Source organism: Streptomyces sp. NBC_00775, from assembly GCF_036347135.1.
Classification (GTDB): Bacteria; Actinomycetota; Actinomycetes; order Streptomycetales; family Streptomycetaceae; genus Streptomyces; species Streptomyces lutosisoli.
Map to the genome: position 1 here is coordinate 10,055,971 of NZ_CP108938.1, position 18,342 is coordinate 10,074,312.

Annotated in this window: 15 protein-coding genes and 1 pseudogene; 8 read left to right on the forward strand and 8 right to left on the reverse strand. The window is 68.5% G+C overall.

Annotated features, from left to right (window positions below; genetic code table 11):
* Positions 1–99: 99 nt before the first annotated feature.
* Positions 100–453 carry a YciI family protein gene (locus OIC96_RS44670; protein WP_330302330.1) on the forward strand — a complete coding sequence of 118 codons (354 nt, stop codon included), beginning with the start codon at positions 100–102 and terminating at the stop codon, positions 451–453.
* A complete protein-coding gene (locus OIC96_RS44675) occupies positions 453–1,652 on the forward strand; it encodes an RNA polymerase sigma factor (protein WP_330302329.1) in 1,200 nt (399 codons plus the stop codon). Before OIC96_RS44670 ends, OIC96_RS44675 begins: the two co-directional genes overlap by 1 nt.
* A 1-nt stretch (position 1,653) precedes the next feature.
* Here the strand turns inward: OIC96_RS44675 and urtE are convergent, their stop codons facing one another.
* From urtE to OIC96_RS44705, 6 genes are all read right to left on the reverse strand, one after another.
* Complete coding sequence (urtE, locus tag OIC96_RS44680) at positions 1,654–2,346, reverse strand: urea ABC transporter ATP-binding subunit UrtE (protein WP_330302328.1); 693 nt, start codon at positions 2,344–2,346, stop codon at positions 1,654–1,656.
* Complete coding sequence (gene urtD / locus OIC96_RS44685) at positions 2,346–3,176, reverse strand: urea ABC transporter ATP-binding protein UrtD (protein ID WP_330302327.1); 831 nt, start codon at positions 3,174–3,176, stop codon at positions 2,346–2,348. Before urtD ends, urtE begins: the two co-directional genes overlap by 1 nt.
* Entirely contained in the window at positions 3,173–4,288 is a 1,116-nt protein-coding gene (gene urtC / locus OIC96_RS44690; protein ID WP_330302326.1) for an urea ABC transporter permease subunit UrtC, read from the reverse strand. The genes urtD and urtC overlap by 4 nt, the downstream gene beginning before the upstream one ends.
* A complete protein-coding gene (gene urtB, locus OIC96_RS44695; protein WP_330302325.1) occupies positions 4,285–5,181 on the reverse strand; it encodes an urea ABC transporter permease subunit UrtB in 897 nt (298 codons plus the stop codon). The genes urtC and urtB overlap by 4 nt, the downstream gene beginning before the upstream one ends.
* Positions 5,182–5,245: 64 nt before the next feature.
* Complete coding sequence (urtA, locus tag OIC96_RS44700) at positions 5,246–6,469, reverse strand: urea ABC transporter substrate-binding protein (protein WP_330302324.1); 1,224 nt, start codon at positions 6,467–6,469, stop codon at positions 5,246–5,248.
* A 280-nt stretch (positions 6,470–6,749) separates the two neighbouring features.
* On the reverse strand, positions 6,750–7,862 hold the full coding sequence (locus tag OIC96_RS44705; protein WP_330302323.1) for a substrate-binding domain-containing protein: 1,113 nt from the start codon (positions 7,860–7,862) through the stop codon (positions 6,750–6,752).
* Between the two features lie 78 nt (positions 7,863–7,940).
* Between OIC96_RS44705 and OIC96_RS44710 the strand changes: the two genes are divergently transcribed.
* The 6 genes from OIC96_RS44710 (at position 7,941) to OIC96_RS44735 (ending at position 15,830) form a co-directional block, all read left to right on the forward strand.
* On the forward strand, positions 7,941–8,387 hold the full coding sequence (locus OIC96_RS44710; protein WP_330302322.1) for a MarR family winged helix-turn-helix transcriptional regulator: 447 nt from the start codon (positions 7,941–7,943) through the stop codon (positions 8,385–8,387).
* A 100-nt stretch (positions 8,388–8,487) separates the two neighbouring features.
* Positions 8,488–9,810, forward strand: a complete 1,323-nt coding sequence (locus OIC96_RS44715) for an aldehyde dehydrogenase family protein (protein ID WP_330302321.1) — start codon at positions 8,488–8,490, stop codon at positions 9,808–9,810.
* 273 nt (positions 9,811–10,083) lie between these two features.
* Entirely contained in the window at positions 10,084–11,742 is a 1,659-nt protein-coding gene (locus OIC96_RS44720) for a glycoside hydrolase family 43 protein (protein WP_406502235.1), read from the forward strand.
* 276 nt (positions 11,743–12,018) lie between these two features.
* On the forward strand, positions 12,019–12,906 hold the full coding sequence (locus OIC96_RS44725) for a glycoside hydrolase family 19 protein (RefSeq protein ID WP_330302319.1): 888 nt from the start codon (positions 12,019–12,021) through the stop codon (positions 12,904–12,906).
* Positions 12,907–12,997: 91 nt separating this feature from the next.
* The gene (locus tag OIC96_RS44730) at positions 12,998–14,374 is read left to right on the forward strand and encodes a phospholipase (protein WP_330302318.1); all 1,377 of its coding nucleotides are present in this window, start codon (positions 12,998–13,000) and stop codon (positions 14,372–14,374) included.
* A 1,093-nt stretch (positions 14,375–15,467) separates the two neighbouring features.
* A complete protein-coding gene (locus tag OIC96_RS44735) occupies positions 15,468–15,830 on the forward strand; it encodes a hypothetical protein (RefSeq protein ID WP_330302317.1) in 363 nt (120 codons plus the stop codon).
* A gap of 187 nt (positions 15,831–16,017) precedes the next feature.
* On the opposite strand, the pseudogene OIC96_RS44740 reads toward OIC96_RS44735, so the two are convergent.
* Both OIC96_RS44740 and OIC96_RS44745 read right to left on the reverse strand, forming a co-directional pair.
* Positions 16,018–16,242, reverse strand: a pseudogene (locus tag OIC96_RS44740) (cold-shock protein).
* A gap of 167 nt (positions 16,243–16,409) precedes the next feature.
* Positions 16,410–18,026 (reverse strand): hypothetical protein, encoded by a 1,617-nt coding sequence (locus OIC96_RS44745; protein WP_330302316.1) that lies wholly within the window; start codon positions 18,024–18,026, stop codon positions 16,410–16,412.
* Positions 18,027–18,342: the final 316 nt, after the last annotated feature.

Genomic DNA, 18,342 nt, shown 5'->3' on the forward strand with positions numbered 1-18,342 from the left:
TCGTCGTGTGTCGTCGTGGTGTGTGTCGATCCGGCGGTCCCGCGTTCGTGTAGTCAGTGAAGACCACCGGGAATGAGAGACCACCGAGGAGGACACCTCATGAAGTACTACCTCTTGAGCGTGATGCAGCCGCAGGGCGAGCCGCCCGCGCCCGAGGTCCTGGAAGAGATCATGCACAACCTCGATGTCTTCCACGCGGAGCTGCGCGAAGCCGGTGCCTGGGTGTTCGCCGGAGGACTGCACGGACCGGAGACGGCCACCGTGCTGCGGGCCAGGGACGGAGACGTCCTGGTCACCGACGGCCCGTACACCGAGAGCAAGGAGTACCTGGGCGGGATCTGCCTGATCAAGGCCCCCGACCTCGACGCGGCGCTCGACTGGGGCCGCAAGGCGACGCTGGCGACCACGCTCCCCATCGAGGTGCGGCCGTTCATGCACGAAGCCGAGGACTGATGGCGGCCACCGCCGCGGAGATCGAGGCCGTCTTCCGCGCGGAGTACGGCCGCGCGGTCGCCGTCCTCATCCGCTTCCTCGGCGACATCGACCTCGCCGAGGAAGCCGTCCAGGACGCCTTCACCACGGCCGTGCGGAAGTGGCCGGAGACCGGCATACCGCCGAGCCCCGCCGGGTGGATCATCACCACCGCCCGGAACCGGGCCGTCGACCGGCTGCGCCGCGAGTCCACGCGAGAGGCCCGGCACGCCGAGGCCGCCCAGCTGTACGCGCAGGACGAACCGCCCGAGGAGGGTCCCGTGCGCGACGACCGGCTCCGCCTGATCTTCACCTGCTGCCACCCCGCACTCGCCACCCAGGCCCAGGTCGCCCTCACCCTGAGACTCCTCGGCGGCCTGACCACCCCGCAGATCGCCCGCGCCTTCCTGGTCCCCGAGCCCACGATGGCCCAGCGGATCGTGCGAGCCAAGGCCAAGATCCGCGACGCCCGTATCCCGTACCGCATCCCGCGCGACGCCGACCTCCCGGACCGCGTCAAGGGCGTGCTGGCGGTCGTCTACCTCATCTTCAACGAGGGGTACGGCGGCCGTGAGGACCTCTGCGCCGAGGCCCTCCGCCTGGGCCGCCTCCTGGCCGAACTCATGCCGGACGAGCCCGAGGCCCTCGGCCTGCTCGCGCTGATGCTCCTCATCGAGTCCCGCCGGCCCGCCCGCGCGACACCCGACGGCGACCTGGTCCTCCTCTCGGACCAGGACCGCTCCCTGTGGGACCGCGAACCGATCACCGAGGGCCAGTCACTCGTACGCCAGTGCCTGCGCCGCAACCAGCCCGGCCCCTACCAGATCCAGGCCGCGATCAACGCCGTACACAGCGACGCCCCGACCGCGGCCACCACGGACTGGGGCCAGATCCTCCAGCTGTACGACCAGCTCATGGCCCTCGCCCCCAGCCCGGTCGTCGCCCTCAACCGCGCCGTCGCGGTGGCCGAGGTCGAGGGGCCGGAGCGGGCCCTCACCCTCGTCGACGCGCTCGACCTGGACGGCTACCACGCCTTCCACGCCGTACGCGCGGATCTGTTGCGGCGTCTCGGCCGCCGCGGCGAGGCCGTGAAGGCGTACGAGGCGGCCATCGCGCTCACCGAGAGCACGGCGGAGCGCGCCTACCTCGAACGGACGCGCGCCGCGCTCGCATCAGCCTGAGTCAGACGCTGAGTGCCTCCCGGACGGACCGTTCGGCGTCCTGTCCGCCCTCGCCGGACGAGGTGACCCGGCCGGCCTCCAGGACGTAGTAGCGCTGCGCCGCCCGCATCGCGAAGCCGACGTGCTGCTCGACCAGGAGCACCGAGAGGCCGCCGCGGGCGGCCAGGGCGAGGATCGTCTCCTCGATCTCGGCGACGACGGAAGGCTGGATGCCCTCGGTGGGCTCGTCCAGAAGGAGGATCCGAGGCTCCGTCACCAGGGCGCGGGCGATGGCGAGTTGCTGGCGCTGACCGCCGGAGAGCAGGCCCGCGCGGCGGGTCGAGAGCGCGCGCAGCGCGGGGAACAGGTCCAGCGCCTCGGCGATCGCCTCCTTGCCGCGTTTGCGCCCGTCCGCGACGAGTTGGAGGTTCTCGGCGGTCGTGAGGTGCGGGAAGGCCTGCTGGCCCTGCGGGACGTAGGCCATGCCGCGCGCCACCCGCTCGTGGGGCTTGCGGCGGGTGATGTCCTCGCCGTCGAGGCGGACGGCGCCGCTCTGCGGGGTGAGCAGTCCGACGGCGGCCCGCAGCAGGGTGCTCTTGCCCGCGCCGTTGTGTCCCAGCACGGCGGCCACGCCGTCCTTCGGCACCTCGACAGTGACCCCGTGCAGGACGGTGCTGCGGTGGTAGCCGACGCGGACGTTGTCGATCTCCAGCATCACGCCTCCTGTACGGCGGCCGGGGCCGCGGTGTCGCGTACCTCCTCGGCGGCCGTGTGCCCGAGGTACACCTCCTGCACCTTCGGATCCGCCTGCACCTCGGCCACCGTCCCCTCGCTCAGCACCTTGCCCCCGTGCAGCACGCTGACGCTGCGCGCGAAGGAGCGCATGAAGTCCATGTCGTGCTCGATGACGACCACCGTGCGCTCCTGGCTGATGAGCTCCAACAGCTCGCCGGTGGCCTGCCGTTCGTCGTGGCTCATGCCCGCGACCGGCTCGTCGAGCAGCAGCAGCCGTACGTCCTGCACGAGCAGCATGCCGATCTCCAGCCACTGCTTCTGGCCGTGCGCGAGCGTCCCGGCCGGGCTGTCGGCGAGGTCCGTCAGACCCACCGTCTCCAGGGCGCGCGCGACGGACTCCGGAACGCTCTTGCGGCGGCGCAGCATGGTCAGCGCGCCCCGGCCCGCGCCCGCCGCGATGTCCAGGTTCTGAAGGACCGTCAACTCCTCGAAGACGGTGGCGGTCTGGAAGGTCCGGCCGATCCCCGAGCGGGCGATCCTGTGCACGCTGCGGCCGAGGATGTCCTCGCCCCCGAAGCGCACCGATCCCTCCGCCTTCACCAGGCCGGTGACCGCGTCGACCAGGGTCGTCTTGCCGGCGCCGTTCGGCCCGATGAGGAAGCGCAGATCGCCCGGCCGTACGTCGAGGTCGACTCCGTCGACGGCCGTGAACCCGTCGAAGGACACCCGCAGTTGGCGTATCTCAAGACCCGAGGGCCCAAGGCCCGAAGACTTCAGACCCGAAGGCTCGATACCCGAAAGCTCAGTCATGCCGCGTCTCCAGCGAGTGCTTGGTTCGACCTGCGCCGCCGCACGATCCCCACCAGTGAGGCGAGACCGCCCGGCAGGAACGCCAGGGCCACGATGAACAGCAGCCCCTGGAAGTACGTCCAGGCCGCGGGGAACTCCTCCGACAGTGCCGTCTTGGCCCAGGCGACGCCGACCGCGCCGAGCACCGCGCCCACCAGGCTCGCCCGCCCGCCGACCGCGGCGCCGATGACGAGTTCGATGGACGGCACGATGCCGATCAGTGCGGGGGAGATGATGCCGACCGCGGGCACGAACAGCGCCCCCGCGAGCCCGGCCATGCCCGCCGCCACCACGTACGCGACGAGCTTCACGTTCGCCGGGTTGTAGCCGAGGAAGCGCACCCGCTCCTCCGAGTCCCGTACGGCGACCAGGAGTTCGCCGTAGCGGCTGTGGATGAGCTGGCGGGCCAGGGCGATCAGCAGGAGCAGGGCCGCGGCGATGACGAAGTACACCATCCGCTGGTTGACCGGGTCGTTGAGGTCGTAGCCGAAGAAGCCCTGGATGTCGGTGAGACCGTTGGTGCCGCCGGTTGTGGCCTGCTGGCCGATCAGCCAGATCGCGAAGGCCGCGGCGAGCGCCTGGCTGAGGATCGCGAAGTACGCGCCCTTGACCCGGCGCCGGAAGATGAACGATCCGAGGATCGCCGCGACGGCCATCGGCAGCAGTACGGTCGCCGCGAGCGCGAAGCCCGGGTTCGCGAACGGCCGCCACCACCACGGCAGTTCGGAGGCGGTGCCGTACAGCTGCATGAAGTCGGGGACCTGGCCGGGACCCGCGTCCGCGATCTTCAGATGCATCGCCATGGCGTAGCCGCCGAGCCCGAAGAACACCCCCTGCCCGAGCGTCAGCAGCCCGCCGCGGCCCCAGGCCAGACAGATGCCGACCGCGACCATGGCGGTGCACAGGTACTTGGCGAGCAGGCCGAGCCGGAAGTCGGAGAGCGCGAGCGGGGCGACGGCGAAGAGCACGACGGCACCCGCGGCGAAACCGGCCGCCGTACGCGTCGCGGCGAACCGGCCCTTGACGCCGGTGAGTTGCTTCGGCTTCGTGGCGACAGGAGTGGTGGTGGTCATACGAGACTCCTCGTGCGCAGCGTGTACAGCCCCTGGGGCCGCCACTGGAGGAACGCGACGATGGCCACGAGGACCAGCACCTTCGCGACGCTGACGGTGGTGGAGTACTCCAGGACGGACTGCAGCACACCCAGCACGAAGGCGACGATCACACTGCCCTTGAGCTGGCCGATACCGCCGACCACGATCACCAGGAAGGCGTCGATGATGACGTTGGTGCCCATCGTGGGCCCGATCGGACCGACCAGCGTCAGCGCGACCCCGGCGACTCCGGCGAGCCCCGAACCGATGAAGAACGCGGTGCGGTCGACGCGACCGGTGGAGATGCCGGACACCTCGGCCAGGTCCCGGTTCTGCACGACGGCGCGGATGCGGCGCCCGAGCGGCGTCAGCCGCAGCGTCAGCGACAGTGCCACGACCGCCGCGATCGCCAGCCCCAGAATGAACAGACGGTTGTTGGCGAAGGTGAGCGGGTCGTCGCCGCCGATGACGGTGATGTGCCCGGTGAGTACGTCAGGCGCGCGGGTCTGCACATTCGGCGCGCCGAAGATGTCACGGGCGAGCTGCTGAAGCATCAGCGAAACGCCCCATGTGACGAGAAGCGTGTCGAGGGGACGGAGGTACAGGCGGCGAATGAGCAGCCATTCCAGCAGCGCGCCGAGAGCACCCGAGACGAGAAAAGCGACGGGCAGCGCGACGATCAGCGAAATTCCTGCGCTGGAAATGGACTTCTGGAGTACGTAGGTGGTGTAGGCGCCGGCCATGATGAACTCGCCATGGGCCATGTTGATGACATTCATCTGGCCGAAGGTGAGCGAGAGGCCGAGCGCGATGAGCAGCAGAACGGCACCGATGCTGATACCGGTGAACATCTGCCCGAGGATCACGGTCATGCGGCGGCTCCGGGGAGGCGGGACGCGGGGGCCTCGACGTGTGAGGCCCCCGCGTGACGGGTGATCAGGAGAGGCCGGAGGCCCAGGAGTAGCCCTTCAGGAACGGGTCCGGCTTGATCGGCTTGCCGGAGTCCCAGACCTGCTTGATCAGACCGTCGGAGCCGATCTTGCCGATGCGCGCGGTCTTGTAGATGTGCTGGCTCGCGCCGTCGACGGTGACCTTGCCCTCGGGAGCGTCGAAGGTGATGCCGTCGGAGGCCGCCTTCACCTTCTCGGGGTCGAAGGACTTCGCCTTCTCGACCATCGCCTTCCACAGGTAGACCGAGGTGTACGCGGCCTCCATCGGGTCACTGGTCGGCTTGTCCTGGCCGTACTTGGCCTTGTACGCCTTCACGAACTTGGTGTTCGCCGCGCCCGCGGTCGTCTGGTAGTAGTTCCAGGCCGTCAACTGGCCCGCCAGGTACTGCGATCCGATCGACTTGACCTCCTCCTCGGCGATCGACACCGAGACCACCGGCATGCTCTTGGCGGTCAGGCCCGCGGACTTGTACTCCTTGAAGAAGGCCACGTTCGAGTCGCCGTTGAGGGTGTTGAAGACCGCGTCCGCCTTGGACGCCTTCACCTTGTTGGCGATCGTGCTGAACTCCGTGGAGCCCAGCGGGGCGTAGTCCTCGCCGAGGACCGTCATGCCGTTGGCCTTCGCGTACGCCTTGATCTCCTTGTTGGCGGTGCGCGGGAAGACGTAGTCGCTGCCGACCAGGTAGATCTTCTTCTTGCCCTGGCTCTTGAGGTAGTCGAGGGCCGGGATGATCTGCTGGTTGGTGGTCGCGCCCGTGTAGAAGATGTACGGGGATTCCTCAAGTCCCTCGTACTGCACGGGGTAGAAGAGCAGCGACTTGTTCTTCTCGAAGACCGGCTTGACGGCCTTGCGGCTGGCGGAGGTCCAGCAGCCGAAGGTGGCCGCGACCCGGTCCTCCTTGATCAGCTTCTGTGCCTTCTCCGCGAAGGTCGGCCAGTCGGAGGCGCCGTCCTCGCTGATCGGCTTGATCTTCTTGCCGAGCACTCCGCCCGAGGCGTTGATCTCGTCGATCGCCAGCTTCAGCGAGTCGCGTACGGTCACCTCGCTGATCGCCATCGTGCCGGACAGCGAGTTGAGCAGGCCGACCTTGACGGTGTCGCCGCTGACGTCCGCCTGGGCGGCCTTGTCGGACGTACCGCCCGCGTTGGTCTTGGCGCCGCACGCGGAGAGCGCGACGACCGCCGCGAGCGCGGCGGCACCGGCCACCATCCGGCGTCGGAGAATACTGGAACCGCTGGACAAAAGAACCCCCTCGGGCTGTGGAGGAGACAACCTCCTGAAGTGCGGTCCACAGCCTCAAGTCACCCTGTTTCCAAGGTGTTTCGCGATACTTTCCCGGCGGTATCTTCCCGCTCTCATCAAGCTTTCACGGGACTTTCGCGGGGCAACAAAAAATGCCCGGGGCGGAATTCGTCACCTGAATTCACAATTCGCCCGAGGCATTCTAATTACTTCCTGTGGGAAGTATCTTGGCGGGGGAGTGGCCCTGTCAAGGGCGGGACTCGTGAAGATCGAGCTGCGCGACGACATCGAAGTCCACGCCGTCCGCCCGTGCCAGATAGATGCGTTGGCGTACGTGACCGCCGCGCAGGTGGAGCAGACCGCGCGGGCCCTCGTACGACACCGTCTCGGCCGCCGCCCCGATCGCGGACATGTCGAGGGTCCGCGCGCGCTCGATGAGCGCGGCCAGCAACAGCACGCCCTCGTAACAGGATTCGCCGAGGCTGCCCAGGGCCGGCGCCTCGACGCCGAACCGTCCGGCGTACTGGCCGTGGAAGTCGAGGGTGTCCTGGTTGGCGAGCGAGGCGAAGAACCCGGCGGTGCTGTACAGGTCCACGGTGGCCGTCGGTCCGCTGGCCATCAGCATGTTCTCGTCCATCAGCGTGCTCAGCCTCAGGCAGCGCGCGTCGAGCCCGGCCGCGGCGAACGCCCGGTTGAAGCGCACCGCGTCACTGCCGACGAGCAGCATGATCACGGCGTCCGCGTCCGACCGCTCGATCCGCCGCAGCACCGCGTCGAAGTCGTGTGTACCCAGGGGCAGATAGACCTCCCCCTGGACAGTCCCGCCCGAGTCGCGCGCGTAGGCGTGCGCGGCCCGGGCCGTGCGCCGGGGCCACACATAGTCGTTGCCCACGACGAACCAGCGGCGCACCCCCCGTTCGTGCGCCAGGAGACCCATGGCGGGCCGCAGCTGATCGCGGGGAGTCTCGCTGGTGAGGAACACGCCCGCGGTGTGCTCCCCGCCTTCGTACAGGGCGGTGTAGACGTACGGCACGCGGTGCGCGATCCTCGGCGCCAGCGCCTGCCGCACCGAGGAGATGTGCCAGCCCGTGACGCCCTGCACGACTCCCAGGTCCACCAACGCCTCGACGTGGTCGGCGACTTCGCGCGGCGCGCCACCGCCGTCGACGGGCAGCAGCCGCAGTTCCCGGCCGAGGACGCCGCCCGCGCGGTTGACCTCCTCGGCGGCCAGCTGCGCGCACAGCTCACAGGTGGGTCCGAAGATCCCGGCCGACCCCTGCATCGGGAAGACGAGTGCCACACTGAGCACGGAGTCGTCTGCCGTGAACCAGTCGGGCGAAGGCGGATCGTGCCGGAACATGGCGTCATGATTCCGGGTTCGCCGGGTGAACTCCAATCTGTCTCATAGCATGTACATCCCCCTGGACCGAGGAGCAGGATGCCCACCCCATCTCCGCGTCAGCCCCAGGATCTGATGCAGCTCTTGACGCGGGCCGAGCGGCTGGCCGCGCGCCGGCTGCAGGCGGTGCTCGACGAGGACGGCTGCTCGCTCGACGCCTGGCGGGTGCTCGTCCTGCTCTCCGACGGCCAGGGGCATCACATGACGGCGGTCGCCGAAGCCGCCTTCCTGCCGCCCGCGACGCTGACCAAGCTGGTCGACCATCTCGTCGACCAGAACCTCGTCCACCGCCGCGTCGACCCGCTCGACCGGCGGCGCATCCTCGCCCACCTCACCCCGCGCGGCCAGACGTACTGGCGGCGCCTCGACCGTGAGGTCCGCGGGCGCCGGCCGATGCTGAGCGAGGGCGATGACGAGCTGCTGCGGGCCCTGCTGGGCCGCCTGGTGGACACGCTCGACGGGGCGAGCACCGAGAACACTCTCTGAAGCTGGATCATCGCGGAAAGTAGTTTCCGTGTGCCCGGAATTTATCTGGCCGCACATAAAGTTGGCATATACATCCAGCTACTTCGACCAGCGAGGCACCGTGAACCACTCCGCCCCCGAGCAGCCCGCCGACGTCGTCTCCCGGCTGCGCGCCACCTTCCGCTCCGGCCGCACCAAGCCCGTCGAATGGCGCACGAACCAGCTGCGCCGCCTGCGTGAGCTGCTCACCTCGCACGGCGAGGACCTCGCCGCCGCCCTCCACGCGGACCTGGGCAAGAGCTCCACCGAGGCGTTCCGCACCGAGATCAACTTCACCGTGCGCGAGATCGACCACACTCTGGAGCACCTCGACGGCTGGCTGCGCCCCGAGTCCGCCCCGGTCCCGGCACACCTCGGCGACGACGCGACGGCCTGGACGCAGTACGACCCCCTGGGCGTCGTCCTGGTCATCGCCCCCTGGAACTATCCGCTGCAGCTCCTGCTCACGCCGATGCTCGGCGCGCTCGCCGCGGGCAACGCGGTGGTCGTCAAGCCCAGCGAGCTGGCCCCCGCCACCTCGGCCGTCGTGGCCCGGCTGCTGCCGCGGTACCTCGACGCCGACGCGGTCGCCGTCGTCGAGGGCGGCATCCCGGAGACCACGGCCCTGCTGGCCGAGCGCTTCGACCACATCTTCTACACCGGCAACGGCACGGTCGGCCGCATCGTGATGCGTGCCGCCGCCGAGCACCTCACCCCGGTCGCCCTTGAACTGGGCGGCAAGTCACCGGCGTTCGTCGACCGTGACGCCGACCTGGCCGTCGTCGCGGACCGCCTCGCGCGCGGCAAGTTCCTCAACGCCGGCCAGACCTGCGTCGCGCCCGACTACGTCCTCACCGACCCCGCGACCGCCCTCGCCCTGGAGTCCGAGTTCGCCCAGGCCGTCGAGACACTCTTCGGCACCGAGCCGCAGCAGTCCGCCGAGTTCGGGCGGATCGTCAACGAGCGGCACTTCGACCGGCTGAGCTCCCTGCTCGACTCCGGCCGGACCGTCACCGGCGGCGACAGCGACCGCGCCACCAAGTACATCGCGCCGACCGTCCTCGCCGACGTCGACCCCAAGTCGCCCGTCATGCAGGAGGAGATCTTCGGCCCGATCCTCCCGATCGTCACGGTGGCGGACCTCGACGAGGCCATCGGCTTCATCAACGACCGCGACAAGCCCCTCGCGCTGTACGTCTTCACCGAGTCGGACACCACCCGGGAGCGGATCGCCGCCGAGACCTCCTCCGGGGGCCTCGGCTTCGGACTGCCGCTCGCCCATCTGACCGTCTCCGACCTGCCGTTCGGCGGGGTCGGCGAGAGCGGCATGGGCAGCTACCACGGCCGCTACTCCATCGAGACGTTCAGCCACCGCAAGGCGGTGCTGGAGAAGCCGCTCGGCTGAGCCGAGCGGCCGCCTCCGTACCGGCCTCGGTTCCACGTCAGTAGTCGAAGCACGCGTCGGCGATGGCCGACTGCTCACCGACCCCGCTGGGGCCGCCAGATGGCGGTGACCCCAGCGGGGTCGCTGTATGACCGCGCTGCCATGTCTGCGCTGTCCGTGCCGCACGGGACGGTTGCTCGCGAAGGTGTTCGACACTAAATTCGCTGCTCACGACCGGGGCGCCCGGCGGATCGGTCACGAAGGAGATGGCGTACGCCGGTGAACTCCCCCCGCATGATCCGGAACCCCGTCCTGCCGGGATCGCATCCGGATCCCTCGCTGCTGCGCGTCGGTCCGGACTTCTGTCTGGCGACCTCGACCTTCGAGTGGTACCCGGGCGTCCGGCTGCACACATCGCAAGACCTCACACACTGGCGGCCGTTGGGCGGCGCGCTCGACAGTGAGGCGCTGCTGGACCTGACGGGCTGTCCGGACTCGGGCGGTGTGTGGGCCCCGAACCTGAGCCACGCCGACGGCCTGTTCCACCTCGTCTACTCCAACGTGTCCACGTACGCGGGCGGGTTCACCGACTGCCCCAACTACCTGGTGACCGCGCCCTCGATCGAAGGGCCATGGTCCGAGCCGGTCCTGCTGCACTCCCGGGGCTTCGACGCGTCCCTCTTCCATGACGGGCCCGACAGCTGGCTGCTGAACCTGGTTCACGACTGGCGGCCGGGCCACGGCGGCTCGGCCGGTCTCGAAGCCACCCGCTACGACCGCACAGCCCGTCGTCTGGTCGGAGAGCCCGTCAAGATCGCGCTGGGACCCCAGGCCGGCTGGATCGAGGGCCCCAACCTCTACCGACGCGGCCCCTGGTACTACCTCCTCACCGCGGACGGCGGCACGGGCTATCTGCACCAGGTCACGGTGTCCCGCTCGCGTTCACTGGCGGGGCCGTACGAACGCGACCCGCACGGTCCGCTGCTCACCGCGCGTGACCACCCCGAACTCCCGCTCCAGAAGGCCGGTCACGGCAGTCTCGTACACACCGGATCCGGCCAGTGGTACCTCGCGTACCTGGCCGCCCGGCCCGTCGGCACGCACGGCCCCTGCGTGCTGGGCCGGGAAACCGCCCTGGCCCCCGTGACCTGGACGGACGACGGGTGGCCGCGTGTCGAGACCGGCCTGCCTCAACTGCTCGTACCGGCTCCGGACGCCGCCCCCGCGTCGGAGAGCGCATCCCCTGACGACCGGGGACAGGACGAGCGCGCAGGAAACGAGCCCGCAGGAAACGAGCGCGGAGGAGATGAGCAGGAAAGAGGCGCGGACGACTTCGCTCAATCCGAACTGGCCCCGCACTGGTCGACGTTGCGTCGCCCCGCGACCCCCGACTGGCTCTCGCTGACCGAGCGCCCCTCCCACCTGCGGGTACGCGGGGGCCGTTCACCGCAGAGCCTGATCGGCCCGAGCCTGGTGGCCCGCAGGGTGACAGCGGCGCGCTGCTCCTTCGAGGCCACGATGGAGTACCGGCCGCGCGTCTTCCAGCACCTGGCCGGGATCACCGCCTACTACAACACCCGGAACTGGTACTACCTGTACGTCACCGCGGACGACGACGGCAGCGCGGTGGTCCGCCTGGCCGCCCGCGACCGAGGCCGCACCACGGTCGACACCACCCACCGGGCAGCGCTCGGAGACCTCGCACGCCTCCACCTCGGACTCGACCTCGACGGACCGGCTCTGCGATTCCGCCTCGACACCGGGGCCGGCTGGCAGTCCTTCGGACCCGCGCTGGACGCGACCGTGCTGTCCGACGAACACGCCGAGGAGTTCGACGGCGACCAGATCCGCTCCCTCGGCTTCACCGGCGCGTTCGTCGGCCTGTGGGTGTGGGACCTCAACGGGCGCGGCCACCATGCCGACTTCGACAGGGCCACTTACCTGACCACCTGAGCTCCCGTGGTCGGTGACGTACGCGTCGGTCCGTCCGGGCCGACGGCATGTCGCCCAACCACTGCGGGGCGCCCCGCACTTCGCTGCCAACGTTGTCAGATCTGACTGGTCTACACCCTTGACTGGTACAGACCAAAGCGGTTGAGTGTGCCTCCACACCCCCCACCGCGGCCGCCCCCGACGCCGTGGCCGGCTCTCCCGGCGCGTGCGCTCAAGGCTCTGTTTCGCTCTGCCCTTGTCTCGGGTGCGGCCGTGCTCCGCGAAGGAGTTGATCCTGTGTCGAGGCGCCGCATCTCCGCCCTCATGGCCGCACTCGTCGTCGGAACCGCCGTACCGGCGCTGATGCCGGCCACGAGCGCTTCCGCCGCCGCCTGTTCGAGCTACCCGAGCTGGGTGGCCGGCCAGTCCTACGTCACCGGCAACATCGTCCGGTACACGGACGGCAAGACCTACATCGCCGAACACGACAACCCGGGCTACGACCCCACCATCAGCACCTGGTACTGGGATCCGTACGCCTGCGACGGCGGCTCCACGCCGTCCGACGGATTCGTCGTGAGCGAAGCGCAGTTCAACCAGATGTTCCCGAACCGGAATTCCTTCTACACCTACAGCGGGCTGCGGGCGGCGATGAGTGCCTATCCGGCGTTCGCCAACACCGGCAGCGACACGGTCAAGAAGCAGGAGGCCGCGGCGTTCCTCGCCAACGTCAGTCACGAGACCGGCGGACTGGTGTACATAGTGGAGCAGAACACCGCCAACTACTCGCACTACTGCGACTGGAGCCAGTCGTACGGCTGCCCGGCCGGCCAGTCCGCGTACTACGGCCGCGGCCCGATCCAGCTCAGCTGGAACTTCAACTACAAGGCGGCGGGCGACGCACTCGGCATCGACCTCCTCAACAACCCCTACCTGGTGCAGAACGACGCCTCCGTGGCCTGGAAGACCGGCCTGTGGTACTGGAACACCCAGACCGGCCCCGGCACGATGACCGGCCACAACGCCATGGTCAACAGCGCGGGGTTCGGCCAGACGATCCGCAGCATCAACGGCTCCCTTGAGTGCGACGGCAAGAACCCGGCGCAGGTGCAGAGCCGCGTGGACGCCTATCAGCGGTTCGTGCAGATCCTCGGCACGACGGCGGGCGCCAACCTGTACTGCTGACACCCACACTGGCGCGTGGCGGCCGCATCGGCGCCGGTGGGCCCCTGGCGTGGCATGCTCATGACTCCCCACAGGAAGGGACCACGTGACCATGAGACCGATCGCACGCTCCCTGCTCGCCGCCACCGCCGTACTGGGCGCTGCCCTCACCGCTCCCTCGCCCGCCCGGGCCGCCGAAGTCCCGGGCGCCGGCGCGTACTACGTCCAGAGCGCGACCACAGGACTGAACGCGTCCGACAGCGGGGGAGCGGTCGTCCAGCACAACCCCAAGGGCAACGAGGACCACCAGCAGTGGACACTGCGGGCGAGCGGATCCTCGTACGTCCTGGAAAGCGCCGACACGGCGGGCAGTTGTCTGGGCCGCTCCGGCGACCAGGCCAGGACCGTGGCCTGTACGAGTGCCGACGCCGGGTGGCAACTGGCGCCCGCCGGAGCCGACCAGTACACCCTCAAGGACCCGGGCGCGGACCGGTACTTGACGGTGGCCGCCAAGCCCTCCGGCTCGAACTACCCCGCCCAGCTGGTCCTCGGCTCGGCGGGGAGCCTCGCCGCCTGGTACCTCACCCCGGTGACACCCGCGACCAGGCCCATGCCCTCCCAGGATCAACGCACCCTGGACCAGGTCACGTTCCTCACCGCCCACAACGCCTTCGCCAACGGCGTCGACGGCGGTTTCGCCCCGCCCTTCGTGAACCTGGTGCCGAACCAGACACGCGGCATCAACCAGCAACTCGCCGACGGAGTACGCGGGTTCATGCTCGACATCCACCAGACCTCCGACGGCGCGATCCTCTGCCACAACAGCTGCACCCTCGTCAGCAGGCCGGTCGCGCTGTGGGTCGACCTCCAGCGCATGGTGGACTTCCTCGAACAGCACCCCGACCAGTTCGTCACCGTCTTCCTGGAGGACTATGTCGACCCGGGCGTCCTGCGCGGCGAACTCGCCCGCGTGAACGGCCTGTCGGACGTCCTCTACCGTCCCGACCAGACCGGCGTACGCCAGAACGGCTGGCCGAAACTCGCCGACCTGCTGGCCGCCGGACACCGGCTGCTGATCTTCACCGACCACAGCCGTTCCTCCGACGAGTCCGCGGGCCTCACCCGGGACAGCTTCGGCGTGATGTACCAGCGTGACTGGACCGTGGAGAACTACTGGTCCATGGGCTCGGGCATCGGCTCCTCCGACTGGTCCTGCTACAGCCGCTGGTACGGCGCCGACACGAACATCCCGCTGACCCGCACCGAAACCGGCTTCCGCCCCCTCTTCGTCATGAACCACTTCCGCGACGCCACGATCACCTCGACCGCCACGACGGACAACACGAAACTCGCCGACCGGGCTCAGCGGTTCTGTCAGCCGGCTGCCCGCAAGAAGCCCAACTTCCTCGCCGTGGACCGCTACGACCTGGGCGACCCGGCAGGGGCTGTGAGCGCCCTGAACGCATACACGTATCCGGAGGGCCCTTAGCCTCATCGGTAACGTGCTGGTCAGAGGCCCTATTTGGTCAAGTTGTTCGTCGTCGGTCCACCGGCTGTCCAGAGACCTGCGTCTCCGCTCGTGGCGCTCACCTGCTTCTACGTGTTGTTGTCGCAAGTCCGCGCCGTGGGACGTTGATGGCGCAACTCCCGCCTTGCCACTGATCCAAGCTGGCGGCGCCTCCTACGCGCTCTAGCGGCGAGCCTGATGGTGAGCCAACGTCAGATTTGGCAGTTGCCTCTGACAGCGCCACGAGTACGACGCTCAATCGGGAGCTCCCTGCGAACGATTCTGTTGGTAGGAACGTAGCCAGGACACCCAGATCGACTGACCCACTGCTCCGGACCGGTAGTTCTCTGTCGAGGCAGCGGCGTTTGACCCCGCGACCTCTTCGTCCCGAAGCAACTTGGGCGGGGGCGGGGGCGCTGCCTTGGGATGGTGTGGCTCTGAGCTGCCGGGATGGTCCGTGGGTGTGCGTGGGCGTCCGCTGCTGTTCGTCGGCGTTGTCACGCAGTCAGACACTCATGCGGGGTCCGGCGTAGTCGTAGTTCCGGGCCGACCTGACATCTGTGGTGCGGCTGCCGCCATGAGCGCCCGGCGAATCGCGCGCCGGCCATGCTCCCGTACGAGGTCGCTCTCCTCGATTGCCTTCCGAAGTGCGGCCTCACTCGCTTCACAGACCTGCTGCAGTCCCGCTCCCTCAGCGTCGGCGTCCGGGCTCCAGTCACCTACCGGCCCGTGCGCACGAACATGCTTGACCACCCTCAACCGTGCGGCATATACGCCGAGTTGCAGAGCGACCAAGGCTCCGCGGAAGCTCAATGACGACCATGAGCGCAGGGTAGATGCCGGACGCTCAGCTTGGGAAGCTGCGGTCACCTGGCGCCAGTTCGGGTGCTGACCTGGGCAAACAGGTGAGCTACGACTGCTTCGGCGTGGCCTTCTTTCCCCGTTGTTCCCCGCTTGATCCGGTGCGTTTGTGGTGCGTGCCTGTTCGCCGCGACCGGGTCGGCCACTGTGTGGCATGATCCGGGCCCGGGCTCTCCCACCGCGGGAGTCGCCGGCACAACGGGGAGATCAACTCGTGGACGAGCAGGCCCAGGTGGCGCCGTCGAGTGGCGACGTGCGCGTGGAGCAGTACCAGCGGGACGCCGAGCGAATCGAGAAGTGGTCCATATTCTGGGTGCTCGTGGCCATCGCTATGTGGGTGTGGTTCCTCTACCTGCTGCTCGTTCCCCACGAGTCCCCGAGTGGTGCCCGGTGCCATGCCCCGTTGTTCGACCTTGCTGGGCAGACGGGTGGCTGCTATGCGGAGATGCGCCAGTGGCCCGCCCTCCTGGGCATCCTCGCCCTCGCAGTGGTGCCGAGCATCGTCGGTGCGGCCACAACCCTGTACGCGAAGATCCTCTTCCGTACGGTCCGCCACTTGGCGGGGAAATCGGCCTAGGTCTTTCATGGACGACGCTTGATGTCACCTGCCGGTGTCAATGGCCCCGGCAGGATTCGAACCAGCGACACCCGCTTTAGGAGTTCGATCAACCGGGTGCTACTGCATGCTGCGGTAAAGGGCGCGGTGGCGTAACGGACCGCTGGGGACCGTGGGCGTACGCCGCCGTTGATGTCAGCTGTGGATGTCAGGCAGGCCGAGGCACGATGCTCACCGCGCGGTAGTCGTACCCGTCCTGCTTGAAGCCAGGGGCTTCCCATGTGAGGTCGACCTGCTGTCCGGGCGACAGCGTGTGGAAGCCGGTCGCCCGGATGTCGGAGTAGTGGCCGAAGCAGCCGCCGGGGGTATCGGGGGAGTCGAGAACGCCCCACCCTTCCTCGTCGTACTACTCGCGGACAGTCGCGGTCACCATGGACGGAACCCTACGGCTTTCTCTGCGCCGACGCGCCTGGCACCTCAGCTTGGGAAGCTGTGAGCTTGCGGCGCGTCGGTCATGGGGTCCCGCGGCCCGTGCACAGACAGGTGCCCCAGAGCGGCGGTGACGGTCCGATCTCCATGCATCTCCCCACTGGCCTCTACCTACCGCCGGTTGAGAGATCGGGTGACGCCGGTGACGATCGTCGTTGCCAGGATCCATCCGCAGCCGGTCAGTACGTAGCCGACCCACTGGGTGTCGGGAGTGGGGGTGAATGCCTTTCCCTGTCCTAGGCCGATGACGGGGAGCAGGCGATCAAGGGTGAAGACCACCGGGTTAAAGACCTCGGCGCCACTGGACACGGTGCGAATGGGATGCCGAGCGGTGAAGACAGCGGAGCCAAGTGCCAGCAAGCCCAACAGCCAGAGGCCGGCGCGCATGGGGCGATAGCCGTAACCGACCGTGATGTCCTGGATCACGCCCCAGGTTCGGGCATACCAAGGCAGGGCCTTGCGGCGGAGGCGTTCCTTGAGCAGCGACACAGTACGTGCCTCGTCCTCGTGGCCCAATGAGCGGTATGCCATGGCAAGTTGCTCGAAGGGCTGCGGGGCGTATCCGGAAGTGTCGCTCAGCAGCCACCGTACGCGCTCCCTCGGCGGTAGCGGTGTCTCGAACCGGTCGTAGCGCAGACCGTCAACCTTCAGTTTGTCGGGCCAGCTGTGCCGGGCGTCCCGGATGATTCCCAGCACCGCGTGGCGGAGGTCGATGAGGCCCTGGGGCGGCTGCCTCATACGCAGATCCACTTCCGCTGCCTGAGCCTGCGACATGGTGAGCGCGAGCCTGTCCGGAGCGATGAGGCGGGCATCGCGCAGGGTTATCCGGCCGTTGACCCTGGCGCCGGCCAGCTCGATGCTGCCTTCAGCGGTGAAGCCGTTGTTGAGGTGCAGGCTCGTCCCAACCTCCAGGTGGTATGCGTGCAGTGCCCTGCCGCCTGCGTTTCTCAGCTTTGCGCCCCAGAACCGGACGACTCCGTTGACCTTGCTGCCTGGCAGGTCGACTTCGCCAGTCGTGTTGATGCGGTCACAGAACACATCGCCCTCGACATGCATCCGCGACGCAGTCAGCGCCACACCTTCGGGGTGGAACAGTCGAGCGTCGCGCATATCTATGTCGCCGCCGACGCGAGCGCCGCGCAGGATCACCTCTCCTTTCGCGGTGAATCCGTCGCGCATCCGTATGTGGTCGTCCACCTGAACCCGGTTTGCGGTCAGGGCGGGACCGTCGGAGTTTGCCAGCCAGGTTCCGTCGAGATCGAGAACGCCGGTGATGTGAGCGCCGTCCAGTGTGAACAGGCCGTCCAGCCGGGAATCGTGCAGCCGGAGGTTGCCGTCGATCGACGCGTTGGCAGCGTAAAATCGGACAAGTCGGCAGCGCTTCAAACTGAACTGCCGAGTGCGCGCGCTGTAAAGGGTGACCCTGCCGCGGAAATCGCAGCTGTCCATGGTGACGCGATACGGAATCTCGGCGTAGTCGAGTTCCATCGGTCCTTCGATGCGCGCACCGTCAAGACGCAGCGCGGGTACGTATCCCGGCTCGGCATCGGCACCGTTGAGCAGCAGTAGCACCAGAGCGGCGCCCCTGACCACGCGCTCGGGCCCCCAGCCGTCACTGTTCGCCGGATCATCCTCGGCCTGATCACCGACACGCAGATCCAGTTTCTCGCCCCGCGAGAACGCGTCCCATACCCGCCGCTCGACCGCAGTCAAATCCTCCGCGCGCACGCTGCTCCCCGCCCCCTGGCTGTCCCGGCCGAGAGGTTACCCGCGAGGTACCGGGTCTAACGCAGCTTTGCCGTGGAGCGGGTGACGAGAAGCGACCTCGCACCCTCAGCTTGGGAAGCTCAGGTGATCCACGGGATGTCGCTCTGATGACCTGCGACGGACCGGCTACGGGGCCTGACGGGCCGGCGACCTGGTCCCCGCCATTCCCCGTGGTTCCCCGCACGATCTGGCACGGCCTCTTCGTCCCGAACTCTCCGCTGGGGGCTATTGAGGGTTTGGCGGGCTGGTCAGTCGGCCATAGAGGGCCGTTGGCATG